The sequence below is a fragment of the Cognatiyoonia sp. genome, assembly GCF_965661665.1.
GTDB lineage: Bacteria > Pseudomonadota > Alphaproteobacteria > Rhodobacterales > Rhodobacteraceae > Cognatiyoonia.
Genome location: NZ_CBFIEO010000002.1, coordinates 22,864 through 49,600 on the forward strand (window position 1 = coordinate 22,864; position 26,737 = coordinate 49,600).

At 57.6% G+C, this 26,737-nt stretch carries 25 protein-coding genes; 11 read left to right on the forward strand and 14 right to left on the reverse strand.

Features of this window, described 5'->3' with window-relative positions; all coding sequences use genetic code 11:
- Window positions 1-86: 86 nt before the first annotated feature.
- Window positions 87-2,885, forward strand: a complete 2,799-nt coding sequence (polA, locus tag ACTF5F_RS01430; RefSeq protein WP_438955099.1) for a DNA polymerase I — start codon at window positions 87-89, stop codon at window positions 2,883-2,885.
- Between the two features lie 203 nt (window positions 2,886-3,088).
- Here the strand turns inward: polA and ACTF5F_RS01435 are convergent, their stop codons facing one another.
- From ACTF5F_RS01435 to ACTF5F_RS01465, 7 genes are all read right to left on the reverse strand, one after another.
- A complete protein-coding gene (locus tag ACTF5F_RS01435; protein ID WP_438955100.1) occupies window positions 3,089-3,805 on the reverse strand; it encodes a hypothetical protein in 717 nt (238 codons plus the stop codon).
- A gap of 162 nt (window positions 3,806-3,967) precedes the next feature.
- The gene (locus ACTF5F_RS01440) at window positions 3,968-4,354 is read right to left on the reverse strand and encodes a hypothetical protein (protein WP_438955101.1); all 387 of its coding nucleotides are present in this window, start codon (window positions 4,352-4,354) and stop codon (window positions 3,968-3,970) included.
- A 269-nt stretch (window positions 4,355-4,623) separates the two neighbouring features.
- On the reverse strand, window positions 4,624-5,091 hold the full coding sequence (locus ACTF5F_RS01445; protein ID WP_438955102.1) for an Hsp20 family protein: 468 nt from the start codon (window positions 5,089-5,091) through the stop codon (window positions 4,624-4,626).
- Between the two features lie 141 nt (window positions 5,092-5,232).
- Window positions 5,233-5,919: a trypsin-like serine peptidase gene (locus ACTF5F_RS01450; RefSeq protein WP_438955103.1), complete on the reverse strand. Its 687-nt coding sequence runs from the start codon at window positions 5,917-5,919 to the stop codon at window positions 5,233-5,235.
- A gap of 172 nt (window positions 5,920-6,091) precedes the next feature.
- The gene (glcF, locus tag ACTF5F_RS01455) at window positions 6,092-7,411 is read right to left on the reverse strand and encodes a glycolate oxidase subunit GlcF (protein WP_438955104.1); all 1,320 of its coding nucleotides are present in this window, start codon (window positions 7,409-7,411) and stop codon (window positions 6,092-6,094) included.
- Window positions 7,411-8,526: an FAD-binding protein gene (locus ACTF5F_RS01460; RefSeq protein ID WP_438955105.1), complete on the reverse strand. Its 1,116-nt coding sequence runs from the start codon at window positions 8,524-8,526 to the stop codon at window positions 7,411-7,413. The genes glcF and ACTF5F_RS01460 overlap by 1 nt, the downstream gene beginning before the upstream one ends.
- 63 nt (window positions 8,527-8,589) lie before the next feature.
- Window positions 8,590-10,026: an FAD-linked oxidase C-terminal domain-containing protein gene (locus tag ACTF5F_RS01465; RefSeq protein WP_438955106.1), complete on the reverse strand. Its 1,437-nt coding sequence runs from the start codon at window positions 10,024-10,026 to the stop codon at window positions 8,590-8,592.
- An 87-nt stretch (window positions 10,027-10,113) separates the two neighbouring features.
- Between ACTF5F_RS01465 and ACTF5F_RS01470 the strand changes: the two genes are divergently transcribed.
- Complete coding sequence (locus ACTF5F_RS01470; RefSeq protein ID WP_438955107.1) at window positions 10,114-10,812, forward strand: DUF599 domain-containing protein; 699 nt, start codon at window positions 10,114-10,116, stop codon at window positions 10,810-10,812.
- Window positions 10,809-11,066: a hypothetical protein gene (locus ACTF5F_RS01475; RefSeq protein WP_438955108.1), complete on the forward strand. Its 258-nt coding sequence runs from the start codon at window positions 10,809-10,811 to the stop codon at window positions 11,064-11,066. Before ACTF5F_RS01470 ends, ACTF5F_RS01475 begins: the two co-directional genes overlap by 4 nt.
- Window positions 11,067-11,159: 93 nt before the next feature.
- On the opposite strand, the gene ACTF5F_RS01480 is transcribed toward ACTF5F_RS01475, so the two are convergent.
- The 4 genes from ACTF5F_RS01480 to ACTF5F_RS01495 are packed head-to-tail and all read right to left on the reverse strand — an operon-like array spanning window position 11,160 to window position 17,849.
- On the reverse strand, window positions 11,160-13,229 hold the full coding sequence (locus ACTF5F_RS01480) for a hypothetical protein (RefSeq protein WP_438955109.1): 2,070 nt from the start codon (window positions 13,227-13,229) through the stop codon (window positions 11,160-11,162).
- Window positions 13,226-15,979 (reverse strand): DUF4159 domain-containing protein, encoded by a 2,754-nt coding sequence (locus tag ACTF5F_RS01485; protein WP_438955110.1) that lies wholly within the window; start codon window positions 15,977-15,979, stop codon window positions 13,226-13,228. Before ACTF5F_RS01485 ends, ACTF5F_RS01480 begins: the two co-directional genes overlap by 4 nt.
- Complete coding sequence (locus tag ACTF5F_RS01490) at window positions 15,979-16,848, reverse strand: DUF58 domain-containing protein (protein WP_438955111.1); 870 nt, start codon at window positions 16,846-16,848, stop codon at window positions 15,979-15,981. The genes ACTF5F_RS01485 and ACTF5F_RS01490 overlap by 1 nt, the downstream gene beginning before the upstream one ends.
- Window positions 16,845-17,849 carry an AAA family ATPase gene (locus tag ACTF5F_RS01495; protein WP_438955112.1) on the reverse strand — a complete coding sequence of 335 codons (1,005 nt, stop codon included), beginning with the start codon at window positions 17,847-17,849 and terminating at the stop codon, window positions 16,845-16,847. The genes ACTF5F_RS01490 and ACTF5F_RS01495 overlap by 4 nt, the downstream gene beginning before the upstream one ends.
- Before the next feature lie 70 nt (window positions 17,850-17,919).
- Here ACTF5F_RS01495 and ACTF5F_RS01500 point away from each other — a divergent pair, with 70 nt between their 5' ends.
- Window positions 17,920-18,495, forward strand: a complete 576-nt coding sequence (locus ACTF5F_RS01500; RefSeq protein ID WP_438955113.1) for a DUF1285 domain-containing protein — start codon at window positions 17,920-17,922, stop codon at window positions 18,493-18,495.
- Here ACTF5F_RS01500 and ACTF5F_RS01505 read toward each other — a convergent pair whose 3' ends face one another.
- A complete protein-coding gene (locus ACTF5F_RS01505) occupies window positions 18,496-19,431 on the reverse strand; it encodes a phytanoyl-CoA dioxygenase family protein (protein WP_438955114.1) in 936 nt (311 codons plus the stop codon). It lies immediately after the preceding gene.
- A 135-nt stretch (window positions 19,432-19,566) separates the two neighbouring features.
- Here ACTF5F_RS01505 and ACTF5F_RS01510 point away from each other — a divergent pair, with 135 nt between their 5' ends.
- The 3 genes from ACTF5F_RS01510 to ACTF5F_RS01520 all read left to right on the forward strand — a co-directional run bounded on the left by ACTF5F_RS01510 (window position 19,567) and on the right by ACTF5F_RS01520 (window position 20,624).
- Window positions 19,567-19,935: a VOC family protein gene (locus ACTF5F_RS01510; protein ID WP_438955115.1), complete on the forward strand. Its 369-nt coding sequence runs from the start codon at window positions 19,567-19,569 to the stop codon at window positions 19,933-19,935.
- 58 nt (window positions 19,936-19,993) lie between these two features.
- The gene (locus ACTF5F_RS01515) at window positions 19,994-20,113 is read left to right on the forward strand and encodes an HTH domain-containing protein (protein ID WP_438955116.1); all 120 of its coding nucleotides are present in this window, start codon (window positions 19,994-19,996) and stop codon (window positions 20,111-20,113) included.
- A 319-nt stretch (window positions 20,114-20,432) separates the two neighbouring features.
- Complete coding sequence (locus ACTF5F_RS01520; RefSeq protein WP_438955117.1) at window positions 20,433-20,624, forward strand: WYL domain-containing protein; 192 nt, start codon at window positions 20,433-20,435, stop codon at window positions 20,622-20,624.
- Between the two features lie 3 nt (window positions 20,625-20,627).
- On the opposite strand, the gene ACTF5F_RS01525 is transcribed toward ACTF5F_RS01520, so the two are convergent.
- Entirely contained in the window at window positions 20,628-22,106 is a 1,479-nt protein-coding gene (locus tag ACTF5F_RS01525) for an NAD-dependent succinate-semialdehyde dehydrogenase (protein ID WP_438955118.1), read from the reverse strand.
- Window positions 22,107-22,323: 217 nt separating this feature from the next.
- Here ACTF5F_RS01525 and ACTF5F_RS01530 point away from each other — a divergent pair, with 217 nt between their 5' ends.
- The 4 genes from ACTF5F_RS01530 (at window position 22,324) to ACTF5F_RS01545 (ending at window position 24,313) form a co-directional block, all read left to right on the forward strand.
- Window positions 22,324-23,148 (forward strand): L,D-transpeptidase, encoded by an 825-nt coding sequence (locus tag ACTF5F_RS01530; RefSeq protein ID WP_438955119.1) that lies wholly within the window; start codon window positions 22,324-22,326, stop codon window positions 23,146-23,148.
- Window positions 23,149-23,217: 69 nt separating this feature from the next.
- Entirely contained in the window at window positions 23,218-23,370 is a 153-nt protein-coding gene (locus ACTF5F_RS01535; RefSeq protein WP_438955285.1) for a DUF6638 family protein, read from the forward strand.
- Window positions 23,370-23,636, forward strand: a complete 267-nt coding sequence (locus tag ACTF5F_RS01540) for a hypothetical protein (RefSeq protein ID WP_438955120.1) — start codon at window positions 23,370-23,372, stop codon at window positions 23,634-23,636. Before ACTF5F_RS01535 ends, ACTF5F_RS01540 begins: the two co-directional genes overlap by 1 nt.
- A 23-nt stretch (window positions 23,637-23,659) precedes the next feature.
- Window positions 23,660-24,313, forward strand: coding sequence for a DUF1523 family protein (locus ACTF5F_RS01545; RefSeq protein WP_438955286.1), 654 nt, complete (start codon window positions 23,660-23,662; stop codon window positions 24,311-24,313).
- Window positions 24,314-24,417: 104 nt separating this feature from the next.
- Here ACTF5F_RS01545 and ACTF5F_RS01550 read toward each other — a convergent pair whose 3' ends face one another.
- On the reverse strand, window positions 24,418-26,733 hold the full coding sequence (locus ACTF5F_RS01550) for an aldehyde dehydrogenase family protein (RefSeq protein ID WP_438955121.1): 2,316 nt from the start codon (window positions 26,731-26,733) through the stop codon (window positions 24,418-24,420).
- Window positions 26,734-26,737: the final 4 nt, after the last annotated feature.

Consider the following 26,737-nt stretch of genomic DNA (forward strand, 5'->3'; position numbering starts at 1 on the left):
ACCGATCAGCTTTTTGGCCATGCGAAGGCTGGAAGGCATTGGCGGTTCGTGCCAAAATCCTGCTCAACTAGTCTGGGGGACAGCGTATGACCACGCAATTCGGAAGCGGTTGCCATTTGCATCTGATTGATGGCTCGGCATTTATTTTCCGCGCTTACCACGCCTTGCCCCCATTGACGCGGAAATCTGACGGTCTGCCTGTCGGGGCGGTCAGCGGCTTTGTGAATATGCTGCAACGTTATGTTGAGGGGAACACAGGCCCTGATGCGGCGACCCATGTGGCGGTTATTTTCGACAAAGGCAGTCATACGTTTCGAAACGAGTTGTATGATGAATACAAAGCCAATCGTGAGGCGATGCCAGAGGATTTGCGCCCACAAATCCCGCTGACCCGCGACGCCACTCGAGCCTTCAATATCGCTTGTGAAGAGATCGAAGGGTTCGAGGCGGATGACATCATCGCGACGCTGGCTGTTCAGGCGCGGGACGCTGGTGGTCGGGTAACGATCCTATCGTCCGACAAAGACCTGATGCAGCTTGTTGGTGGCGGTGTCGAAATGCTCGACCCTATGAAGAACAAGCGTGTGGACAGCGAAGGCGTTGTTGAGAAGTTCGGTGTGGGGCCGGAGCGTGTCGTGGATGTGCAGGCGCTGGCAGGCGACTCGGTCGACAACGTGCCGGGTGCGCCAGGGATCGGGATCAAGACCGCGGCGCTGCTCATCAATGAATACGGATCGCTTGAAGAACTGCTCGACCGCGCGGAAGAGATCAAACAACCGAAACGTCGACAATCCCTGATCGAAAACCGCGAGCAAATCGAGCTGTCGAAAAGGCTGGTGCAGCTCGACGACGATATGGACCTGCCGTTCGACCTCGACAGTCTTGAGATCAAGGATATTGAGCCAGAACCGCTGGTGGCATTCCTGGCAAAGATGGAGTTTCGGACGGTCACGAAGCGGATCGCGGACAAGCTGGGGGTCGAGATGCCGGTGATCGAGGTGGCCCCTGCCGCGCAGGAGGAAGCGGCCCTTGAAGCAGTGGCTTTCGACGCAGCCACCTACACCCAAGTGTCAGACGCCCCCGCGTTGACCGATTGGATCATCAAGATCAGAGAGCGGGGCTATGTCGCCGTCGATACGGAGACGACGGGCTTGAATGAGATGACCGCTGAATTGGTGGGTATCTCGCTTTGTGTTGAGGCCGGGGAGGCGTGCTACATCCCACTCACTCACAAAGCCTCTGCCTCCGACGATTTATTTGGCAATGATGATCTGGCCGAAGGGCAGATGGCGCTTGAGGAGGCGCTGAAGCTGCTCAAGCCGGTTTTGGAGGATGCATCGGTCCTCAAAATCGGCCAGAACATGAAATACGACGCGAAGATTTTTGCGCGTTATGGCGTCAGTGTTGCTCCCATAGACGATACGATGCTGATGTCTTACGCGATGAATGCAGGCCTGCATAATCACGGCATGGATGGGTTGTCAGAACGCTATCTCGGCCACAGCCCAATCGAGATTAAGTCGCTCTTGGGCACGGGCAAATCTGCGATCACCTTTGACCGTGTGCCGATTGAGGATGCGGTGAAGTACGCGGCAGAGGATGCCGACATTACGCTGCGCCTTTGGCAGCAGTTCAAGCCGCAACTGCACCAGAAACGGGTCACGACCGTTTATGAGACCTTGGAACGTCCGATGGTTCAGGTGCTCGCCGATGTGGAAATGACGGGCATCAAAGTCGATCGCGATACGCTGTCCCGTATGTCCAATGCGTTCAGCCAAAAAATGGCGGGGCTTGAGGCGGAGCTATATGAGCTCGCCGGTCGCGATTTCAACGTGCAAAGCCCGGCACAAGTGGGCAGCATCCTGTTTGATGAGATGGGTCTGGAAGGGGGTAAACGCACCAAGACAGGCCAATGGTCGACGCCTGCCGATGTGTTGGAAGACCTCGCGACGGAGCATGACTTTCCCGCCCGCATCCTTGATTATCGTCAGTTGGCCAAGCTGAAATCGACCTATACGGACGCGCTTCAGAACCATATCAATCCTGACACGGGGCGGGTGCACACGTCCTATTCCATTGCAGGTGCGAACACGGGGCGCTTGGCTTCGAACGATCCGAATCTGCAGAACATCCCGATCCGCACCGAAGAAGGTCGTCGGATCCGGGAAGCTTTTGTCGCCGAACCCGGTAAGGTGCTGGTCGCGCTCGACTATTCGCAGATTGAATTGCGCATCTTGGCCCATATCGCAGGCATTGATGCGCTGAAACAGGCGTTCCGCGATGGGCTCGACATCCATTCCATGACTGCCTCCGAGATGTTTGACGTGCCGTTGGAGGAGATGACACCAGACATCCGGCGTCAGGCGAAGGCGATCAATTTCGGTGTGATCTACGGCATCTCCGGCTTTGGTCTGGCCCGCAACCTGCGCATACCGAGGAGCGAGGCGCAGGGCTTCATCGATCGCTATTTTGAACGCTTCCCCGGCATTCGTGCCTACATGGATGACACCGTCGCCTTCGCGAAAGAGCATGGCTATGTGCAAACCCTCTTCGGTCGGAAGATCAACACGCCAGAGATTGGCGCCAAAGGCCCGCAGGCAAGCTTTGCCAAGCGCGCGGCCATCAACGCACCGATCCAAGGTACCGCTGCGGACGTTATCCGCCGCGCGATGATCCGGATGCCTGACGCAATCGAAGGGCAATCGGCGAAGATGCTGTTACAAGTTCACGACGAACTGATTTTTGAGGTGGCAGAAGAAGGCGTCGACGATCTCATCGACACCGCTCGCGACATCATGGAAAACGCCAGCGATCCGGCGGTGAAACTGGATGTGAAGCTGGCGGTGGATGCAGGGCAGGGTGCTAACTGGGCGGAAGCGCATTGAAGTGGTCTAGGCCGCTAAACTGCATTCCGATCAGTTGATGACCTGATTTCGCTTAAGCAGTCTGTGAATGCTCCAAAGCGCATGATGTGCCCGGTCTTTGCGAGTGTCGCCACATCGGTGTTTGGCGCATAGTTCTGTAACTGCTGAACTATTTCGGGCGTTGTCAACTCGTCTTCAGACCCATTAATTATCGTGATCGGACACTATAATCCTTCCAAATCTGAAGGCTTCAATGTGATATCGGGATGATTGTCGGCGAGAAAGAGTGCGAAGCTCGTCTGTGCGAACTTATGATACGCTTCTCGAACTTTCACATCTGCAAACTCGGTTTGAATTATTCTGCTGTCGCAGTCTTTCTTCTTTGGGAGGGAAAGCAAAAAGTCACGATAACTTACAGGGGTAGCGATCTTGTGCTTCAGAAACTGCAGAGTGAGTTTACGCAGCCTTGGGGCTTTGCCAGCCAGCTTTATGAATCCCTGCCTGAACGACACCAACGCATCGACTGGACCTTTGGGGTGCAAGAGCGGTGACACGAGTATCAAAGGTGTTTGACAGGAGAAGTAGTTACGCGCTGCGGCCACGGCATATGTGCAGGCATTGCTGGCGCCCCAAATAGCTGAGACCTGTCCAAGGATGTTGGAGGCGCAGACGACGCCCCTTAGGCAAGACTGCATCAAGTCCTGTGGAGCTTGATCCGACAATGATGGGTCCAACGCGCACTGCCGCAGCGGCATGACAATGCGAAGTCCAAGCCGTTCGGCCGCTTCAATGTAGCTTTGATGAATGAACGGAAAAATAGTGGGCATAAGACCTATGACCGGTGTCCCATCCGCTGGTTCAAAATCGATCAAATGGTGCCGGTCGTCTTGATTGTCTAAAACGGTATGAGTCCGAGCGCTTTCCGGCAGATATTGCGTCACCTAGTCTCGAAAGATAGGCGCCAGATCTTGCGACAGGCCCTTCAGGAGTGCGTCATGACAATCGATGAGGAAAGAACTAAGCACCCGACTGGCAAGCTGCGATTGGGCGCTCAAGCTGTTCTTGCTGAGCGCACATTTCAGCAATGTCCGCTACGTTCCAAGCTATTGAGCAAGGAACTCCCCTTCCAATGTCATTGTGCATGCGCTGTCAAAATAACTGCCATTTACACCGCCGACATAAATGTTCGTCCCATCGACATCATAGAGGTTTCCACCCAGGTCGAGGTCAAGAGTATAGTTTTCTGAGCCGTCAGAAATGACACCTGTGACATCTGCGGCAAAACCAGACCCAGCCGCACTACCAGTCAACGTCAAAGTGCCCGTCATATCGACGATACGGACAGGAGTGTCACCAGTGGTGTCGTAGACTGCAATGTCATCCACCGAACCGGTCACATCCTGAACGTCAAAATCAACGGTCAGGGACATGTTGCCGACAATGCTTTTATCTTCGTTCCCGACTTCCGACACGCCAAGATAGCCGGTCATATCAACGACGCCGGAGCTGGTCGTTGTGGGAAAGCGATTGTCGTCAAAGATTGCTATGCGCAGCGCATCGTTCGCTGTGGCGATTTCACGGAAAGTCGCCGCTTCAATGTATCCTCTTCCGATGCCAGTGGGTGTAGGCAGCGTTACATCAACGCCAAATTTTGGGCCACTGCCTTCGGATCCGCCGCGAGCAACAAGACCTGTGAGCGCAAAAAGAAGCGTTACCCAATTGGGTGACGCTCCGGATTTTCAGCAGTTAAAACTGCGGTTTAGTTGACCTTTTCAGCCTCGATCACGTTTGCTTCGGCTTCTGGGGCCTTCGCAATCTCAATTCGGCGTGGTTTCAGTGCTTCGGGTACTTCGCGCACCAGATCGATGTTCAACATGCCGTCAACGTGGCTCGCGCCTGTGACGCGGACGTGGTCTGCAAGGTGGAAACGACGCTCGAACGCGCGGGTCGCGATGCCACGGTGGAGGAAGTTGCGCTCGCTGTCTTCGTCGGCTTTGCGGCCTGTGACTATGAGGGAACGATCCTTCACCTCAATGGCGAGGTCACTGTCAGAGAAACCGGCGACAGCGATGGAAATCCGCCATCCGTCATCTTCGATTTTCTCAATGTTATAAGGGGGGTAACTGTTCTGGCCGACGTCGCTGGCAAGGGCGCGATCCATAAGATCTGCGATTTGGTCAAAGCCAACAGTGGCACGGTACAGGGGTGTCATATCAAAACGACGCATTTCGTTTATCCTTCTCAAAGCGATAAGATGTAGCCCTCCGACATCGGACGGACTGAAGTTGCCAGGACCCATGCTTGGCGTCCCGATAACTGTTATGTGGGAAGGGTTTGAGGGCGGATCAAGACCTCGCGCTAAAATCGCCTAAAGGCGGACAAACTTTGCGCCTGTGTCGTTTCTTTCCCCTGTGCGAACAACGACTTGCCAACCGCTGGGTCGTGCCGGCCCAATGGCTGCGTAATGTGACAGAAGCGTCTGAAGTGGCTCTTTCAAGGAGGCGCCAAGGCTGACCTTGTCATCCCCAACAGGTGCAACCGCTGACACGACGGAGACGATGCGCGGTGCGCTTTCCCCAAGGGTGAAGACGGGGGATCCGATGAAGCCTGCAACAACGTCGCACGTCATCAGCACGCCACCTGTCTGACGCTCCAGGACGGAGCACACCTCTTGCAAGATTGGCGCTTCGGATCGGCCCACACCATAGGATACAACGCCGATTTCGTCACCACGGACGGGTTGCTCATCAATGCGAAATGGCTGGATGTCGGCGCGTTGGATGACTTGATCGAGACGCAGAACCGCAATGTCATGGGCGACGTTGACGTCATTCACCGCAAATGGGATATGTTCATAATCAGGAAGCGCCACAAGGCTGTTGACACCACGTGTTGCTTCCGCGTGACCGCCGCGCAAACCAGCGCTAAAGATGAATTCGCGCGCATCGCGTGATTGTCCGTTCTGGCGATAGACATAATGGGCCGCGGTAAGGATCAAATTGTCACGAATGAGCGTTGCCGTGCAAAAACCGCCATTGAAAACAAGGCGGCCCACCGCCTCCCATCCGCGAACGTCGGTCCCAGTCTCTAAGCTACGTAGGTCCGTTTCCTGCACTTGGGCAGAAGTATAAAGGACGGCAATCAGGCCGAAAACTCTTAAAAATCAGATCAAATGAATCCTCACAATACGCAGGCTTGTGAAAAATCGATACGGCGACATTAAGGCGTTAGCGCAGAATTGGTATGGCCCCAGGCCGGATGCCATCTTCGGTGAGGGACAGCGGTTTCGGGCCACCTGTCGCCCAGTCCAAAAGCTCGACCGTGTGGACAACCGGCGTACCCGTACCTGACCCAATTTGCATCATGCACCCAATGTTGCCTGCCGCGATCACATCGGGCTTCAACGCCTCCAAGGTATGCACTTTGCGATCTTTCAACTGGCCCGAAATCTCCGGCTGCATCAGGTTATACGTCCCTGCCGATCCACAGCACAGATGCGGGTCCGCAGGTTCCAAAACGGTGAACCCAGCGTTCTTGAGCAACGTCTTTGGATGCGTCTTAATCTGCTGGCCATGCTGGAGCGAACAGGCTGAATGATAGGCCACTTTCAGCGGTGCGGCAGTCTCCTTTGGCAACTCAAGCTTCACCAAAAGCTCACTGATGTCCATTGCGAGGGCGGAGACCTCTGCCGCCGCCTCTGCCAAGGGGTCATTACGGAACATATGTCCATAGTCTTTGACAGTGGTGCCACAGCCTGATGTGTTAATCACAATGGCGTCCAAACCACCACGCGCCTTTTTGGCCTGCCACGCTTTGATATTGGCTGCCGCCGCCGCATGGCTTTGATCCTCCCTCCCCATGTGGTGGGTCAGGGCCCCGCAACAACCAGCGCCGTCTGCCACAACGACCTCAACCCCCAACCGCGTCAGAAGCCGGATTGTGGCGTCATTGATGTCGGTGTTCAGTGCTTTTTGCGCACAACCCGTCATTAGCGCCACGCGCATCTTCGGCTGCGCCACGGCAAAAGTCTGCGGGTCATCATTGCGGCTCACGGGCGGAACATGTTTGGGCGCCATTTCAAGCATTGCGCGCAGTCGCTCATCAGGGACCAGTCGCTTGAACGGCTTGCCGATCTTGGCGAGTAGCAGCGCCACGCGGAATCGGTTGGGATACGGCAGGATTTGCGCCAGCACCCAGCGCAAGGCGCGATCGCTTAAGGGACGTTTGTAGTGTTGTTCAATATAAGCCCGCGCGTGATCAACCAGATGCATGTAGTGCACGCCGGAAGGGCAGGTGGACATGCAGGCTAGACAGGATAGGCAGCGATCAATGTGTTTGACCGTCTTGGCATCGGGCACCTGCTCATTCTCAAGCATGTCTTTGATGAGGTAGATGCGCCCGCGCGGGCTGTCGAGCTCATCTCCCAAGACCTGATAGGTCGGGCAGGTGGCCGTGCAAAACCCACAATGCACGCAAGCGCGGAGGACTTCATTGGCTCGCGCCGTGCCCGGGTCTTTGAGCTGTGCTTCGGTAAATGTTGTCTGCATCAGAGCATGATCCCAGGGTTCAGGATCCCCTTGGGATCAAATTTGTCGCGCAATCCTTTGGAGATGGCGGCGATCGGGGCGGGTTCGGGGTGGAACGGCGCGATGCGCTTGCGGGTGTCGGTGCTGGCGCGGACCAGCGTCGCGTGGCCAGTGATGCCCGCAAGTTGCGCCCGCAGGTCGGTGCCCGGTTTGCACGCGATCCAAATAAGGCCACCGCCCCAATCGAGCTGAAAATCCTGCGCGCCAGTCGCCGCCAGAACAGCCAGCGCGTCCGAGGGTTTGACGGAGCTGCGCCAAATATCCGGTCCCACCGCTGACAGGTCGGCCACATCCCGAATACCGCGCCATAAATCGTCATGGGCTTCCCCATGGTGCAGCCTTGGGGCGCCGAAGCTTACCAGTTTCTTGGACAAAGCCTCCGTCCGATAACCAACCGACTGCTCAAACCCTTCGATCCGGATATAGGCCGTCTGCGTTTGGGCGCGGTAGGCCGCACCCGTCACATCAAAGGGCGATCCAAGTGCGGAGGACATCACAGAGACAGCGGTCGGCGCATCCAAGCCTTCGATGGCCAGCGTGGCAGCGGCTTCTGCCGCGGGGAGCACTTTCATCGACACCTCGGTCAAAATCCCCAGCGTGCCATGAGATCCAGCCATCAATTTGACAAGGTCGTAACCCGTCACGTTTTTCATCACGCGACCGCCATTCTTGACGATCTGACCTATGCCGTCGACAAAGCGCACGCCAAGAAGGAAATCCCGCGCGGCACCAACGGCCACGCGCCGCGGACCGCTGACATTGGCCGCGATCACCCCGCCAATGGTGGGCTCGCCCGTGGTACCAAGCAAAGCGCGGTGGTCCATTGGCTCAAAAGGCAGGCGCTGGTTTTCAGCCCTTAGCAACGCCTCAATCTCCGACACAGGCGTGCCAGCCTGCGCGACGAGCGTCAAAGCCCCCGGTTCATAAAGGGTCACGCCAGACAAACCTCTGGTCGACAGCCGCGTGCCTTCGACAGGCCGACCGATATCGCGCGTGCCGCCACCACAGAGGCGCAGGGGCGCGTTTCGCTTGGTCACAAGGGCTGCCAAGTCAGCTTCAGAGGTTGGTGTCAGCATGATCTTTTTTTGCTCAAAATACCTTGGGGGAGGCCCGCCCGGCCCGGCGGCAACGGCCCTATGTCACGCGGCTTCGCGCCGTGTCGCGCTTGCTTTTAGCGGAAAGACTTTCGCAGGGTTCAAAAGCCAAGAGGGATCGAACACGTCTTTCAACGCCATCTGAAGTTCGAGGTCCGCGTCGGTGTACTGTTCTGACATCAAATCGCGCTTCTCAATGCCGACGCCATGCTCACCGGTCAGGCAGCCACCCACTTCGACGCAGAGCTTCAGGATTTCAGCCCCCAGCGCTTCGCAGGTTTCCAAGTCACCGGGTTTGTTGGCATCAAACAGGATCAGCGGGTGCATATTGCCGTCGCCCGCGTGAAATACATTGCCCACATCCAGACCGTATTCTTTCGACAGCTCCCCAATGCGGCGCAGCACGAAGGGCAGTTCGGTCACTGGGATCGTACCGTCGAGGCACATGTAGTCGTTGATCTGACCCATCGCGCCAAAGGCGGATTTGCGGCCCAGCCAAATGCGGGCGGCTTCGTCTGCGTCGCCCGCCTCGCGCAATTCGACGGGATTGTGCTTCGATGCAATCGCTTTGATCTTCTCAAGTTGCTCTGCAATCTCGAGGTCGGAGCCTTCGACCTCCACGATCAGCAGTGCTTCGCAAAGCGGGTAGCCTGCTTTCGCAAAGTCCTCGCAAACCTCGATGCAAAGCTTGTCCATAAACTCGATCGCGACAGGTAAGACGCCCGCTTTGATGATGTCGGACACGCAAGCGCCTGCCACCTCGGAACTGTCAAAACCCATCAGGATCGGCAACGCGCCCTCTGGCTTGTGCAAGATGCGCAGCGTCGCCTCCGTCACCACGCCAAGCTGTCCTTCTGATCCGCAGATGGCGCCCAAAAGGTCTAGCCCAGCAGCATCGAGGTGGCTGCCGCCAATCTCCACCAACTCTCCATCCATCATCACCATTTTGACGCCGAGGAGGTTGTTGGTCGTCACACCGTATTTCAGGCAATGCGCCCCGCCGGAATTCATTGCGATGTTGCCTGCAATCGCACAGGCCAATTGGCTGGACGGGTCGGGCGCGTAGAAAAACCCATGCGCCTCAACCGCGCCGGTGACGCTCAGGTTTGTGCGGCCGGATTGCACAGTGATCGTGCGGTCGGCGTAGTTCGTTTCGATCACTTGGTTGAGCCGTGCAACGCCTAAGATCACGCTGTCAGCGGTGGGCATCGCGCCACCGGCAAGCGATGTGCCAGAGCCGCGCGGGACAACCGGCACGCCTTCCTCATGGCAAATCTTCAAGGCAGCCGCGACCTCTTTCGTGCTTCTGGGGAGCACCGCACAAAGTGGCGGGCAGCGATAGGCGGCGAGGCCGTCACACTCATATGCAAGGGTTTCTGCAGGATCATGGATGACCACATCTGCAGGGAGGACTGATTGCAGGCGTTCGACCAGTTTTGCCTTCTTGCCAAGAATGACTGGATCGGGGGGGGGCATTTCCATGGAAATCTCCTGTCGAAATAATTGGTAAAAATATATAACCAATTTTGGCGGCTGGCAATCACTCAAGTTGCGGCATACTGTTCCGGCATGGAGCAGTTTGACGTTTTGCAACAATTTTCGATGCTTGATGGGCTGTCTATTGGGTTCATACTGCTGGCTTGGATCGCGATTGGCTGGCGGATAGAGCATCCCGGTAAAAGCCGCACCTCCGTCACAATGCTGATGGAGGAACGCCACAAAGACTGGCTCAAGGTCTTCGTCACGCGCGAACCGCGCATCTTCGACAGTCAGGTCTTGGGGATTTTGCGACAAGGCACGGCCTTCTTCGCCTCCACCAGCATTCTGGCGCTGGGCGGGATTTTGGCGGTCATGGGCAACGTGGATTTCCTGCGCAGCTTGGCGAGCAAAGTGAACGCCACCGATGCGCCGGAACTTGTCTGGCAAATCAAGCTGGCTTTGGTGGCCTTCTTCACCGTCAACGCCTTCCTGAAGTTTGTTTGGGCACACCGTGTCTTTGGCTATGGCACCGTTCTGATGGGGGGCGTTCCAAACGACCCCAAGCACCCACAGGCCTACCTGAGGGCGGAGCAGGCGGCCGATCTGAACTTTCGCGCGGTGATGAATTTCAATCGGGGTTTGCGCGCGCTTTATTTTGCCTTGGGCGCCATAGGGTGGCTGCTGGGGCCCGTCGCACTGATGTCCAGCTCCGTGATCGTAATCTGGGTGCTTTGGTCACGGGAATTTGCATCCTTGCCACGGACAATTCTGCTACGTTCTTTGGAATGAAACAGCTACTTTTTGCATCCCTCTTTTGCCTCGCTGGTTCAGTGAGCGCGGATCCTGTTGAGGTTGTGGGCGTCACGGCGACCAAACAAGGCGACAGCTGGCGGTTTGATGTCACGCTGCACCATCCTGATACTGGCTGGGATCATTACGCCGATGCGTGGGAAGTGCTGGATGTGGCGGGCAACAGCCTCGGCATTCGGGAGTTGGCGCATCGGCATGTGAATCACCCGCTAGAAATCAGGGATCGTCTTTGAAGACGGGACCGAGAGTGTCTTCGTGCGTGGGCGCGACAATATTGATGGCTGGTCTGACATGCTCGTTGAGTATGTGCTGCCGAACTGAACCGCTTACCGCCGCCCTTCGCGAAGCCATGCGCCGATCATCAACAGGGCCGACAAGATCAGGTAGGCCCATGCAGGCAGGATCGACGCAACGCGAATGTCGTCTGTGATGTAGGCGTCGCGCGGGGTGATCCCGAGCCAGCCTCTCCCAACCGCTGGCCTTCCGGGGCGCACGCTCCTTAGGTCGATGTCGCCGTCAGACACAAGCAACGCACCACCGCCTGTGGCGTCGGTCGCAAGTTCCAGAACTGCGTCGGTCGCAATGGTTTGCTCAAACTCGCGCGGGGCCGTCGGGCCGAGGGCGATAACGCTTGTTTCGATCCCATCGGTCAGACGGTAGAGGCCCATTTCAGGGCCATCCCACAGTGTTTCAAAGCGTCCCGGTGACACTTCTTCCAAGTCGACCACGCTGGTGTCGCCATTGGGAAGGGTTATGGTCACATCTGGCGTAGTTTCCGCCAACGTGCGGCGCACAATTCGCATCCGCTGGCCGGTGGGTTCGACCCACAGCGCTTCTTCCTCTAGCTCCGGCTCTTTCATCATCCAATGCGCCAGACGACGAAGCAGTTCGGATTGCGGCCCGCCCCCTTCGTATCCGCGATCCCAAAGCCACGATTGGTCCGAGGTCATCAAGGCCACGCGGCCCTCACCGATCCGCTCCAACGCGAGCAGTGGACGATCATCGAGACCTTGCATGATGACCGTCGCGCTGTCCGGCACGTCCACATCGACAAGTCGAAACCAACGGCCCCAGCTTGGGGTGTCATCTTCGATCGGTTGCCGGCCTGTATCCAGTCCTTCGGTGACAGGATGCCGTGCGCCAAGGTCAGTGATGATGGGCTTATACCCTTCCTCATAAACCCGCGCGGTGGGGTTGCCAGGTAAGATGATCCCCAAGGGGGAGCGATAGATGCTTTCCGCCCCGCCGTACTCTGGCCCGGCAGACACTAGCACCGCCCCGCCATCTGCAACGTATTGCACGATGTTCTCAAGATAAGCAGAGGGCAGAATGCCCCTGCGGCGGTATCTGTCGAAGATGATGAGGTCGAAATCGTCAATCTTTTCCAGGAACAGTTCACGCGTCGGAAAAGCGATCAGCGAGAGTTCATTTACAGGCACACCGTCTTGCTTTTCGGGTGGGCGGAGGATGGTAAAATGCACCAGATCAACTGCTGCATCGGCTTTCAGAAGGTTGCGCCATGTCCGCTCCCCCGCGTGGGGTTCACCAGAGACTAGCAGCACCCGCAGGCGGTCACGCACGCTGTTGATTTGCACCACGGCTGTGTTGTTGCGGTCGGTGAGTTCGCCATCCTCTGTCGGCACGGTGAATTGCAGGACGTTCATGCCGCCGTGGGGCAGCTCGATTGGGATTTCGATGTCTTCGTTGAGCCGGATTTCAAACGCCAATGGCGCGTCGCCGTCGATACTGACTTCCAGCGGGACAAATCCGGTGTTGTCAGGTGCGGCACCTTGATCTTCGACGCGCAAGGTTAGTGTCACCTGTTCACCAAGGATGGCAAAAGCAGGCGCGTTGGAGATTGTGAGGCGGCGGTCCCAATCATTGGGTTGGCCTGTGATGAGGGCATGAAGTGGGGCGGGCATGTTCGGTACACGCTCCGCATCATGCAGCCTGCCATCGGTGATAAGGATCGCGCCTGCGATGCGGCCCTGCGGCTCTTCAGCCATCGCCTCTGACAGGGCCGTCATCAATTGCGTGCCTGCGTCGCCCTCCCCATCGCCGACTGTCACGATGCGCGCTTCGATGTTCTCGAGGCGCGCCAGTTCTGCTTCGACGTTGGCAAGGGCGGTTGCGTTTTGGTCGGGGCGGTCGCCGACCGATTGGCTGGCGCTTTCGTCGACAACGACGATCACGATGTCAGAGAGCGGTGTGCGGTTTTCTTGCTGGAGCGCGGGGTTCAAGAGGGCAAGCACAAGGCACGCGCTTGCCAAAGCGCGCAACCACCAGCCGGACAGCCACCGCCAGAGTGCGAAACTCACAACCGCAAAGGCCAATATGCCAACGGCAACGATCAAGCTGATCGGCAGCAACGGATCAAAGAGCAACGTGCCGTTCATTCCCCCAACCTTTCCAGAAGGTCGGGCACATGCACTTGGTCGGACTTATAGTTGCCCGTCAGGACATGCATGATCAGATTGACGCCAAAGCGGTAGGCCAGTTCGCGCTGCCGCTCACCCGTCCGGCCGCGGCCCACGGGGAACATGCGGTTGCCCGCCTTATCGATTGCCCAAGCGCGGGCCCAGTCATTCCCGCCAATGACCACAGGTGTCACACCGTCATTGCGGTTTCGGAATGGCATCCCTTCGATCTGTTCGACATTGGTGGCGGCTTCGACCCAGATATCGCGGCTGGCGTAGCGACCGGGGAAGTCTTGGATCAGATAGAATGTGCGCGTCAAAACATGGTCGGACGGGACAGGTTCAAGTGCGGGAATATCGAGCGTGCGGGCGATGGCTTGCAACATCCGCCCTGCAGGACTGCTTGATCCGAACCGCGCGATATTGGCGTCGTGCGTGTCAAATAGGATCATCCCGCCGTTGCGCAGGTAGCGATTTAGTTTTCCATAAGCCTCCCGAGACGGCAGCGCCTGATCGGGCGTGATCGGCCAGTAGAGGAACGGAAAGAAGGCTAGTTCGTCCTTTTCCAAGTCAACACCAAGCGGTGCGGCCGGTTCGATCGTTGTGCGGCGGAAAAGCATGTTGCCCAATCCGCGCAGGCCTGCTTCAGAGATCTCATCTGTTTCGGCGTCGCCTGTAAGGACATAGCCCAACACAACGTCGGAGGTGGCGGTGATGGCGAAATCGTCGGCATTTTGCGCGTCGGCTACATTTGGCAATGCCATCAGGCCAATAAGTATGGTCGCCATCGCGTCGGCCCTTGGTCCGCGCAACCGCCCGCCGATGGCGAGCGAAGCAATGACGTCAATCATCAGCGCAAGGATAGCCGCAGCGAGGAGCCAGCCTTTCAGATCTTGTTCTTCGATAACGCTGATGCCCTCAACCGGCACATCGCTAGGCCATTGCGCGGTGGCGAGCGTCGTGTCCGCACCAATCACGTTGACTGCGATCAAGCGGTCTTCGTCTTGGTAGAGGCCAGGGGGAACGTTGGCGGAGGCGACCGGCGTTTCAACAAGCGTGCCGTCGATGCCTGCCGCGTTGCCCGGGTCCGTCCGGCGCCCAAAGGCGTCAAGCAGTTGTGTCGGCGTCCATGTCGTGCCTTCAAGCGCCCCCGGCTCGGCCTGTGCGGGTCGGGTAGAAATGGCAAGGCGTTCCAGCATTTGCACGAAGAGCCCTGACAGCGGCAGGGTGGACCATTCGGCATTTGCGGTGACGTGGAACAGGATAACTTGCCCTTCGCCCGCGCTTTTGCGCGTCACAAGCGGTGTGCCGTCGGTCAGCCCCGCGATCACCCGCGAGGCCAAGGTGGGATCAGGCTGTGCGACGACTTGCGATGTGACTTCGACATTGTCGGGGATGTCCAAGCCGAAAAACGGGGAGTCTTCGGTGAAGGGCGCAAGGGTCTTAGGCTCCCCCCAGCTCATCGCGCCGCCGACGCTGCGTCCGCCTTGGCGGAGGCGCACAGGCAAAAGCGAGTCTTCATCGGCGCGTCCTATTTCACTTGCGGCAAGGCGTGGGCCTGCAAAACGGACGAGCAATCCGCCCGCATCAACCCAATCCGCGACGCCGCTGGCTTCAGTGTCGGACAAGGTAGCCACATCCGCCAGAATGATGACGTCTGGATTGGCAAGCAGCATGTCAGCCAGCGTGCCATCGATGATGTCAGCGGTTGGGAGCAGCGCTTCGCGCAGGTAGAAAAGCGGGTTTAGCAATTCCGGCCCTTCACGGTCGCCAGTGCTTGATAACAGCGCAACCTCGCGCCGTTTGAGCGCATCATCGGTGAGCGACACAGCGGCGGCGGATCGGGTACCAGTGATCTCAAAACGGGTCAGGCGGTTGCGCAGTTCGAGCGGCAGCACGAGGGCGATTTCTGCCACGGCCTCCCCCGATGCAAACGACAGGTTAGCGGTCGCCAACTGCCGTTCAACGCCGTTCGGGTCCAATCCCATCGCGGCAATCAGCGTCTCTATCGCAGACCCGACGGGAGTTCGCGCACCGGAGATGACCACCTCCCCATCTTCAAACCGCGCAGGGCGCAGTCCGATCTTTTGCCGTGGGGTTTGGAATACACGGACATCGCCGCGCGACTGCAGTGCGTCCAGCACAGGCGCACGGCTGTCGCGTTCCAGACCATCTGACAGCCAGAACGTGTCGAAACTTTCCGGCAAGGTTGGTAGCCAAATCTCGATCTCGGCCTCATCAGGTTCCCATGGATTTGGCTGAAAACCGGGGAGGGCGGTTCTAGCAACATTAGCCGCTTCAAATGTGATCTTTGACGGGTTGCTGAGGGTTGCCAAAGCGACTAGCCGGCCTTGCCGCGTCGCGTCTTGCATCAGCGCGTTAATCCGTTCTATGCGTGCCTGCCAATCGGGGGCATCGGCCCACGTGCCATCGGCCAAGATCAGGATCGGTGCTGTGCCGGTTTCGCTGTCTTGTGGGTTTAGGACGGGACCGGCAAAACCAATGATCGCCGCCGCAACCGCCAGAATACGCAGCAAAAGCAGCCACCATGGTGTTCTGTCAGATTGGCTTTCGTCGTCCTGCAGACCCAACAGCAGGGCAACGCCTGGAAACCGTCGGCGGATCGGGGCGGGCGGCACGGCACGCAGCAAAATCCAAAGGATAGGCAGCGCAATCAGCCCGAGCAAAAGCAAAGGCGAGGCAAATCCTATGGGACCGATGGACCACATTAGCGCCGCTCCAACGCTTGATACAGCCACAAGAGCGCGGCAGTCGCGGGTGTGTCAGTGTGGTGCGTTTGGAACGACCAGCTGGTCATGTGGGCCAATTCAGACAGGCGGTCTTTCCGCTCTGCCATTCGAATGAGGTATCGGTCCCGCAGATCGCCTGCTTTTAGTGTCTCATGCTCCACCGCACCAGTCATGGATTGGAAAACGGTGCGCCCGTCGAAGGGAAAAGCTTCCTCTTGCGGGTCGAGGATTTGCAGCAGCGCCCCTTGCACGCCGCGATCGGCTGCTTTCCGCAGGGCGGTTTCCACGCTAGTCAGGTCCCCCAGAAAATCGCTGATAAAGAAAGCGTGCGAATGCGGCAGCATCCCGTGAGTGTCTGGGCTGCCATAGTCAACCTCCGCATCCTCCGTCAGGATTTGCGCCATTTGTTGAAGCTGCCCTTCGCCGCGCTTGGGCGGCAGGCGCAGTCCGGTGAGGCCGACCCGCTCCCCCCCGCGCACCAAAAGGATCGCGGTCGCAAGGCCAAGAATGCGGGCGACGTCTGATTTGGCGGGGAGATTGTCATTCGATGAAAAGCGCATGGATGCGGCGGGATCGACCCACATCAGCACTGATTGGGCGATTTGCCATTCCCTGTCCTGCACAAATGCCGTGTCAGACCGTGCGGAGCGGCGCCAGTCAATCGACCGCGCGGTGTCATGCGCCTGCGCGGGACGGTATTGCCAAAAGGTATCGCCGGTACCTGCGCGTCGGCGGCCATGCTCCCCCAGGATCACAGTCGTCGCCAAATGCTCCGCCTGCGCCAAAAGCGGTGGCATTGGCGAGGCAAGGCTTTCCGCCTCAGACCGGAGGGTGAGGGGCTGGTTCATGCCGCTTGGCTGACGCCCGTGTATTGAGCGGCCAGTTGGTCGATGAGGGCATCAAGGTTTTCGCCCCGCGCACGGGCTGCAAATGACAATGCCATGCGGTGTTTCAGAACCGGTCCAGCCATCGATTGGACATCCTCTGCCGACGGGGCAAGACGTCCGTCCAGCAAGGCCGCCGCGCGAACCGTCAACATCAAGGCCTGCGCCGCTCGCGGGCCAGGCCCCCAACTGACGGAAGCGCGGACAGTTTCCGCTGCATCCGGTCCAGGACGGCAGGCGCGAACGAGGTCGAGGATCATCTCAACAATATTTTCCCCTACAGGCATTCGACGCAGCAACTGTTGTGCGTCGATCAACTCTTGCGCCGTGAAGATGGCCGTTGATTGCGCCTCTTCCGCGCCGGTGGTGGCGAGGAGGATGTCACGCTCCGTCTCTTTGTCCGGATAGGGCACATCCACCTGTACCAAGAATCGGTCGAGCTGCGCTTCGGGCAGTGGGTAGGTCCCTTCTTGTTCGATGGGGTTCTGCGTCGCCAGAACGTGGAACGGTGGGCCAAGCGGGCGGTGTTCGCCCGCGATGGTCACTTCCCGCTCCTGCATCGCTTGCAAGAGTGCGGATTGGGTACGGGGGGAGGCGCGGTTGATCTCATCCGCCATCAAAAGCTGGCAAAAGATCGGACCTTCGACAAAACGAAACGCGCGGCTGCCGTCCGGGCCAGTATCCAAAACCTCAGAGCCAAGGATGTCAGCAGGCATCAAGTCCGGCGTGAACTGGATGCGGTTGCCATCAAGACCCATCACGGTCGATAGCGTGTCCACGAGCCGTGTTTTGCCAAGGCCGGGAAGACCGATTAGAACCGCATGACCGCTGCAAATCAGCGCACTCAACGTCAGGTCGACAACGCGGTCTTGTCCCAAGAACCGGTTCGCGATGCTGGTCCGCGCCTGCCCAAGCTTCTCACCCAGTGCTTCGATTTCCGCGACCAGATTTTCGGCGTCGGCCATGACAATGCTCCTGTTGGACTATATTGGATTATAACAGCAGATATTCCGAATGACCCCAATGGCAAAAACAATGAGTGGACAAAAGATTGTTACCCCATCGGCAGAAAGCCTCGCATCCTCGGCACAAGCCGCCCAAGGCAAAGGCTTGCCGCCCGTTCATTTGTGGAACCCGCCGTTTTGTGGGGATCTCGATATGCGGATCGCGCGGGATGGGACGTGGTTCTATCTTGGCACGCCAATTGGGCGTCATGCGCTGGTCAAGCTCTTCTCCACCATCATCCGCCGCGATGGGGATGACTTCTTCCTCGTGACCCCGGTGGAGAAGGTCGGCATCACCGTTGACGACGCGCCGTTTGTTGCGATTGATTTCAACCTGGTGGGCGATGACGTGGAATTTGAAACGAACGTAGGCGACAAAGTGCGCGCCACCGCTGAAAACCCCATTCGTGTTGAGCGCGATGAAGCAACGGGGGAGCCGTCGCCCTATGTCTTGGTGCGCTCAAACCTTGAAGCCCTGATCGACCGGAAAAGCTTTTATCGTTTGGTGGAGATCGGCGAGGAAGAGACCATCGACGGGGTTGAGTGGTTTGGGGTGCGCTCGGCAGGGACGTTTTTTCCGATCATCCCCGCCGAAAAACTGCGCTAGCTACCAGTCTTTCGCACCCAATAGCTTTTCGCCCAACTCACTCAGTTTTGCCGGACCATAGTGGTTCTTTTCCCAATCGCGCGGATCACCGGGGAAGTCTGGGCGGTTCGGGGGTTCAATCTCTTTCCAGAGGCGCACACGCTCCGCCTTCTCCGCTACATTGTCAGGCTCTGCCGGATGCATAGAGATGTATTGCGCCAGCCTTATCTTATCCTTTGAGATGTTCGGCCGCACGCCGTGCGCCAAGAGCGAGTTGAAGATCATCAGATCGCCAGGATTGAGGGAGATATTCTCCCGCTCCAACCCGTCCATATCAGGCAGCAATGGATTGCGGTCTTCAGGCTGGGTTTTCACCCATTCGTCGAAATGCTCAAAGAGATAAGGCACACATTGGAACCCGCCGGTTTCGCCGTCTTGCACATCAAGGCTGAGGACGCCCTGAACGCCAATAGGCGGCGGGGTCATCGATGTGTTCACATCCCAATGGATGAAGCCATTCTTGGATGTAGCACCTTTTTTGGGTGGGTTCAGATTGGCGCGGTCGATGGTGACCCAAAGGTCTTCGCGGTCCCAGATATCAACGAAAGCATCATAAACCCGCTGCGTCTGGCGATTGTCCCACATCGTTTGGTGGTGGTAGATTTCCACCATGCCTGCGTTGTTTAATTCCGCGCGAACATGAGGCCGCCGCTCTGGCGCATACCATGTCTCAGGTTCGTTGGGGTTTTTCTCGTCAAACTCCCAAAGAACGTCGACTAAAGCTTTGGCTTGTTCTACTGGTACTGCGCTCCGGACGATCACATAGCCTTTGGTGATCCAGTGCTGCCAATCCTCCTTTGAAAGCACGCGCAGAGGCAGTGTTTTTTGAATATCCTTCAACTGCGTCGTCAGGTGCTCACTGATCGGATGACTAATCTCATCTGCTGTTGGTTGCATGTTAAATCTCCTCTTGCAGCAAAAGATGACGCCGGCGTTGATTCTTGTCTAGCCTTGGCTCCTGAAAGCTACTGACATAAAGGTGTCAGTAGGGGTATTATTTAAGATCTTCATCAACAGATGAAGGAGATTCTTATGACTGCTCAACTCGTTCTTGTTTGGTGCGAGATTCCGGTGACTGATTTGGAAAAGTCTGCTGCTTTTTATGCGAAAGTATTAGGCTTCAAGACTGTGCGTGACGACACCGGTCCGAACCCAATGATCAATTTGACCGATGACCTGACTGCGATTGCTGGTCATCTCTACCCCGGCACGCCAGCAGCATATGGTGGAAACACTGTGCATCTGGCGATAAGTGATACGCTTGAAGAAGGCATGAAGCGGTGTGAGGCCGCAGGTGGTCAGGTGGTTAGCCCTGCCATCGAAATCCCGCCCGGCAGGTTTGCTTATGCCAAGGACTTGGATGGCAATTCCATCGGGCTTTTTGAGCCGCCGGCTGCCTGATGCGCCGCGCTGACCGCCTTTTTCAGATACTGCAGTTTCTGCGGGGGGGGGGCAGCTTGTGACGGCGGCGCAACTCGCGGAGCGGTTGGAAGTGACACTGCGCACGATCCGCCGTGACATCGCCCATTTGATTGGCTCCGGCGTGCCCATCGATAGTGGGCTGGCGTCGGTTATTTGATGCGCGAAGGTTATGACCTGCCGCCGCTCATGTTCTCCCATGATGAGATTGTGGCCCTAGTCTCCGCTGCGCGGCTATTGCAGGCGTGGGGCGGGACGAAGATGGCGGCGGGGGCAGAAGAAGCTTTGGTCAAGATCGATGCGGTCTTGCCAGAGCAGGTACGCCTCAGGTCAGGGCAGTTGAACGTCCATACCTTCCCCGACATGCTGATGGGGCAGCAGTGGCGCGAATACCTCGATCAGATCGAGGATGCGTCGGAGCGCAACATCAGGCTTCAAATGACCTACGTTGACCAAGGGGCAACCCGACCAGTCGTGTTGTGCGTCCTTTGGGCGTCTGGTTTTCGGGCAAGGTCTGGACGGCGATCTGCTGGTGCCAATTGCGCGAAGATTTTCGCGTGTTCCGGTTGGACAGAATCGATGGGCTGGCGCCACTCGACCGGTTCAAACCGGAGAGGGGCCAGACCTTAAAGGATTTCTCTGAAGCGGAGGCCTACCGCGACCAGGCTTGAGCGCTAGACGCTGGTACAAATGTATTTCATCTCCAGATAATCCTCGATCCCGTGATGCGATCCTTCGCGGCCAAGGCCGGACTGTTTCACACCGCCAAACGGGGCAACTTCGGTGGAGATGATGCCCGTGTTCACGCCGACGATCCCGTATTCCAAGGCTTCGGCGACTTTGGTCACGCGGCTGAGGTCGTTGGCGTAGAAATAACTCGCCAAACCAAAGATTGTATCATTGGCCTGTGCGATCACGTCATCCACATCTTCAAACTTGAAAAGCGGCGCGAAGGGGCCAAAAGTCTCATTGGTGCTGACGAGCATGTCCTTGGTGGCTTGCGTGACGATGGTTGGCTCGAAGAAGAGACCGCCCAAGTCATGCGGCTTGCCGCCTGTCAGGATCTCCCCTCCTTTGGACAGCGCGTCGTCGAGGTGTTCTTGTACCTTGTCCACGGCGGACGGCTCGATCAGGGGACCGAGTGCGGTGCCATCAGACAGGCCGTCGCCCACGGTCAGCGCCTCGACAGCCTCTTTCAGCTTGGCGGCAAATTCATCATAAACGCTCGCTTGCACGTAGATGCGGTTGGCGCAAACACAGGTTTGGCCGTTGTTGCGGAACTTGCAGGCAATTGCGCCTTCAACGGCTGCGTCCAGATCGGCGTCATTAAAGACAATGAAGGGCGCGTTGCCGCCCAACTCCATTGAGCATTTCATTACTTGATCGGCGGCTTGGCGCAGCAGGATGCGGCCCACTTCCGTCGAGCCAGTGAATGTTAGCTTGCGCACATGTGGGTTCTCGCAAAACTCCTTCCCCACATCAGAAGATGAGGTTGAGGTCACGACAGAGAAGACACCTTTCGGCACGCCCGCTTCTTCGGCAAGCTTGCCCATCGCCAAGGCTGACAAAGGGGTCAGCGCTGCAGGGCGGATGATGAAGGAACAGCCTGCAGCCAACGCAGGCGCTGCTTTTCGTGTGATCATCGCATTGGGGAAGTTCCACGGCGTGATGCCTGCAGCCACGCCAATTGGCTGCTTCAGAACCGTGATTCTTTTGTCCGGCATATGTCCAGGAATGGTCTCGCCATAGACCCGCTTCGCCTCTTCGCCGAACCACTCAATAAAGGATGCGCCATAACCAATCTCCCCCCGAGACTCGGCCAGCGGTTTGCCTTGCTCTGCGGTCAGGATGATGGCGAGGTCTTCTTGATGCTCCATCATCAGGTCGAACCACTTGCGCAGCACTTGAGCCCTTGCCTTGCCAGTTTGAGCGGCCCAATCGTGGCGGGATTTTTCCGCTGCATTAATCGCAGTGGCGATTTCCGCGCGGGACAGGTCTGCAACCTTGGCAATCACGTCACCGCGGGCAGGGTTTACCACGTCAAACGTCTTGCCGTCTTTGGCGTCGACCCATTCGCCTGCAACGTAGGCTTGCTCACACACAAGGTCCGGACGTGATAGCATGGATTTCAAATCGGTTGTCTGATCAAGCATGGGGTGCCTCCCTTTATTCCTCGCGCATCTGACTGAATCGCAGGGCAAAGGTCCAGCGATTTTGAGCCCAGAACGGTGACTGTTCGAATTCTAACATAAAGTGAGAACTGACACCGTGCCGCAACGGTTCTCTAGTTAACTTCAAATCACGGCCATCTCACCGCTTTTTCGCCATATTCGGCTTTGATAGAGAGGCTGAATAACAATTAGGCGCATTATGTCGACGAAAAACAAAATCACACGCCGCGCATTTGGTGCGCTGATGCTGTCTACTGCGGCCGCTTGCGCGCCCCGTGTGCCAGCCTCAAACCCTGAAGAGGAGGCTTTGCCAAAGTTCCTGCCAGGGTATGAGCCAATTCCTGATGCTGGTTTCTCTCTGCCGGGGATTCCAGAGAAATATACCCAAGGCATCAACCGCCGCATGGAAGGCATTTATACGGGTGAGGCGGAGCCAGGCACGATTGACGTCGATCCTTATGCCAAGTTTCTCTACCTCGTGCAGGAAGACGGGCGCGCGATCCGGTATCCGGTAGGCGTCGGGCGCGCCGGGCGGAGCTTTAGCGGGTCGGGCACAATCCGTTTGAAAAAGAAATGGCCGGGCTGGACGCCCACCCAGAACATGATCCGCACGGAACCAGACGTTTACGGCCCCTTCCGCACGGGTATTCCGGGCGGTCTACGCAGTCCTTTGGGCGCGCGCGCGCTTTACCTTTATCGCGGCGGGCGAGACACATTCTATCGCATCCACGGCACCAACGACTTGGAAAGCATCGGCAACTCTGGTTCCGCTGGGTGTATCCGTATGTTCAACCAAGACATCATCGACCTTTTTGAGCGGGTCGAAATTCCGATGCGGGTCAATGTCCGCAGTGAGGAAGAAAGCCTGCGGGTTGATCCAGAGTATTTCGGACGCGGGATTGAGTTGCCACCAAAGTTCCTCGATTCGGATGAGGTCTATGAAGCGCTGGAAACGGATCCCGTGCCGGACTTTGACGCACCTGATATTCTTGACGTTCCAGAAGTGGTTGATGAGTCGATTTAACCCGTTAGAGTGTGCGTAGCGGGTCGATTTTCGCCTGTGTGGCCTTGGTAACGGCCTCGTGAATACCTGATTGATAAGGCGGAAACACGGGAGGCGCTCTTTGGATCGGAGCCCGAAATGGTCGAATCCAAAGCGCCCGAAAGCAACTCTTGGAGCGGTGACAAGAGCCGTGATATTATAGATCGCGTTGGCCCGTGGGGCGTGATCAACAGGAGAATGTGATGGGTTTTGTGCGTCTCGTCGTCTTTGGATTTATTTTCCTGGGCATCATCTACTTTTGCCTTTCATGGTTTTCACGGTCCGTCCGGCGCGAAAAGCTGGAAGAGGATTGGGTGGAAGAAAAGCCTGACGGCATCAGCCGCGATCAATACGTCGCGGCCGGAATTAAGAAATATAACAGCAGCTTGCGGCCAAAACTTTTGCTGCTTGTCTATGTGGTGCCGACCATTCTGGTCGCAGGCATCATCTATGCTACCAATGCGAATTGAAGACTGATTTGGCCCGTCTACGTATGATTTTTCGAGTGTCGGTCTTTTTGATCGTTGGTCTGTTTTTGCACTACATGCTGCCGCAGCACGACATCGTGCGCGTGACCTCTACAGAGATTATTCGGATCGATTTTGGCGGGTTGAACCGCCTGTTCTATGCGCAAGCGGACAGCGGCAATTTCGACAATCTGACCCGTGACCTGCGCTTGATCTACACTGAAAAGCGCAAGACCTTCCTGCTTGGCTTTGTGCAGCGCGATGTTGAAGAGGTGATGGTCTATCGGAACGAGGATACGGGTTGGATTTGGCCGCCTTATTTCAAGTTTGACAGCTCGAACCTTCAAGCGGAAATGGCCGGCGCCGAGGGGGACGATCAGTGGTACAGCATCACGCATTATGGTTGGCGGATTGCTTGGGCGTCGATTTATCCCAATGCAGTCGCGATCAGACCTGTAGATGGCCCTGACGTGCGGATCATCCCCTGGTTCAACATCTTCTTCTTTGTGTTCTTGATCGTGGCCATCGTGACGGTGCGGGCGATGTGGAACCAATTCCGCGAACGCAAAGTGGACCCCTTGCTCGATTCAGCGGGCGACCGCTTGGATGAGGTGCAGGCCGGTGTTGCGGAGCGGAGGTCTGGCTTGCTCCGCTGGCTGAACACCTGGCGAAAGAAGTAAGACCGGAAGTAGATTGGATGTGGGTGGGCACGCCCACCCACCCCTTGTGGGGGCGCTGCCCCCGGCTTCGCCTCCCCCCCTGGATACTTTTGGCAAGCGGAAGTTTATTCGCCGTAGGGAATCCAGATATTTTTAATCTCTGTCGCTTCTGCCAGAAGGTCCTTGGCTGTGGGCGCGTGGTCTTTGCCGTGGTTGACCCATGTGCGCTTGAGGTTGCCTGCGCTGGCCTTCTCAATCGTGGCGGAGATGTCCTTGGCGGAGAAAGACCAGACCGCATCAATATCAGCATGGCTGGCGACGGGTAGGGCCAACTCTGCGTGGTGTCCGGTCAGGATGTTGACGACGCCGGCTGGCACGTCTGAGGTTTCCAAGACCTGATAGAAATCTGTGGCTGCCAGAGGGAAAGGCTCACTTGCGATCAGCGTGATGCTGTTGCCTGTAGAAAGGGCCGCGGCCATCGGGGCGATGGTGCCCAAAAGCGGATAAGCATCGTCGCAGAAGGCGGCGATCTTGCCAACCGGTTCTTTCATCGCCAGTGCCACGCCGCGAATGGGGACGCCATGTACTTGGCCATCGTATTTGTCGGCCCAAGCGGCGAAGGTGAAGAGCGTGCTGATGCAGTGACTCAGTTCCGCTTTGCCGGATTTGCCGGTGAGGGCTTCGATCCTGTCGGTAAATTCATCTGCGCGGGCGGAGAGGTTTTCCGCGATGTAGAAAAGGATTTGTGCGCGCAGGTGGCCCGTTGTGTTGGCCCAGCCTTTGGCCGCGTTCATGGACTCCACGGCGTTGCGCACGTCCTTGCGGTTGGCAAGGCTTGCGTGGCCTAAGAGCGCGCCTTTGGGTCCGTAGACTGGGCGGCTGTAGCCACCGTCGGGACGCGCTTGTTTGCCACCGATGTAGAGTTTCGCGGTGCGGTCGACGCCCTCACAGCGTGCGCCGTTGCCGTCGAAGGCTTCGATGGCTTTCAGGGCCTTGGGCGTGGTTTTCGGCTTGGTATAGGCGGCGAGCCCTTCCCAGCCACCTTCGCGTCCAAAGCCGCTTTCACGCACACCGCCGAAGCCTGAAGCCGCGTCCATCATATTGGTTCCGTTCACCCAGACGATGCCCGAGGCAAGCTTGGGCGCGATGTCGAGCGCGAGGTTGATGTTTTCCGACCAAACGGAGGCGGCGAGGCCATAGCGGGTGTTGTTGGCAATCTCAACTGCCTCACTTGGCGTGCGGAAGGTCGTCGCGGCTAACACGGGGCCGAAGATTTCCTCCTGCATCAGGGGGGAGGCAGCGTGGAGGCCTGTGATCAGCGTCGGGGGATAAAAGCAGCCATCTGGCGCTGAGGTTTGGAACATCTCGCCTTCGGTGTTTCCATCCACCATCTGAGTGATCTGATCGAGTTGCACAGGATGCACAATCGCGCCCACGTCGATGCATTTGTCGAGCGGGTCGCCCACACGAAGCCGTTCCATCCGCTTTTTGAGCCGTGCATAGACATCCTCCGCAATGCCTTCCTGCACCAAGAGCCGCGATCCTGCGCAGCAGACCTGCCCTTGGTTGAACCAGATCGCATCGACGAGCCCCTCGATGGCGCTGTCGATATCGGCGTCCTCGAAAATGATGTAGGGGGATTTACCGCCAAGCTCCAAGGTGAGCTTCTTGCCGGTGCCCGCCGTTGCGTCGCGGATGATGCGACCGACTTCAGTGGAGCCTGTAAAGGCGATCTTGTCGACATCGGCGTTGACCAAGGCTGCGCCCGTTTCCCCATCGCCGGTGACGATGTTCACAACGCCCGCAGGCACACCCGCTTCGGTGCAGATTTCGGCAAAAAGCATGGCGGTGAGAGGCGTGTATTCTGCAGGTTTCAGGACGACAGTGTTGCCCATCGCAAGCGCAGGCGCGATTTTCCACGCGAGCATCAGAAGCGGGAAGTTCCAAGGGATGATCTGCCCGCAGACGCCAACGGCTTTGTGATTAGGCAGCTCGCTTTCCATCAATTGCGCCATGCCCGCATGATAATAGAAATGCCGCTGCGCCAGAGGGACATCGATGTCGCGGCTTTCGCGGATCGGCTTGCCGTTATCCAGCGTCTCCATCACGGCAAATAGACGGCTGTGTTTTTGCAAAAGCCGCGCAATCGCGTAGAGGATCCTAGCCCGACCGTGACCGCCGAGTTTCTCCCATTTGGGCTGCGCTTTGCGGGCGGCGGCGACGGCTTTGGCAACCTCTTCTGCGGTGCCTTTTGTGACACCGGCAAGCCGCTCCTCCGTGGCGGGATTGGTCGTTTCAAAATCATTACGCAACGGGCCCCATGCGCCGTTGATGTAATGCCCCGCAATGCCGCCGCGATCGGCCAGCCATTGCAGCGCATCTTTGCTGCTTTCGGGGGCAGGGCCGTAGTCCATGGTTTTGAAAATCTCTTTGACTGTCATTGTC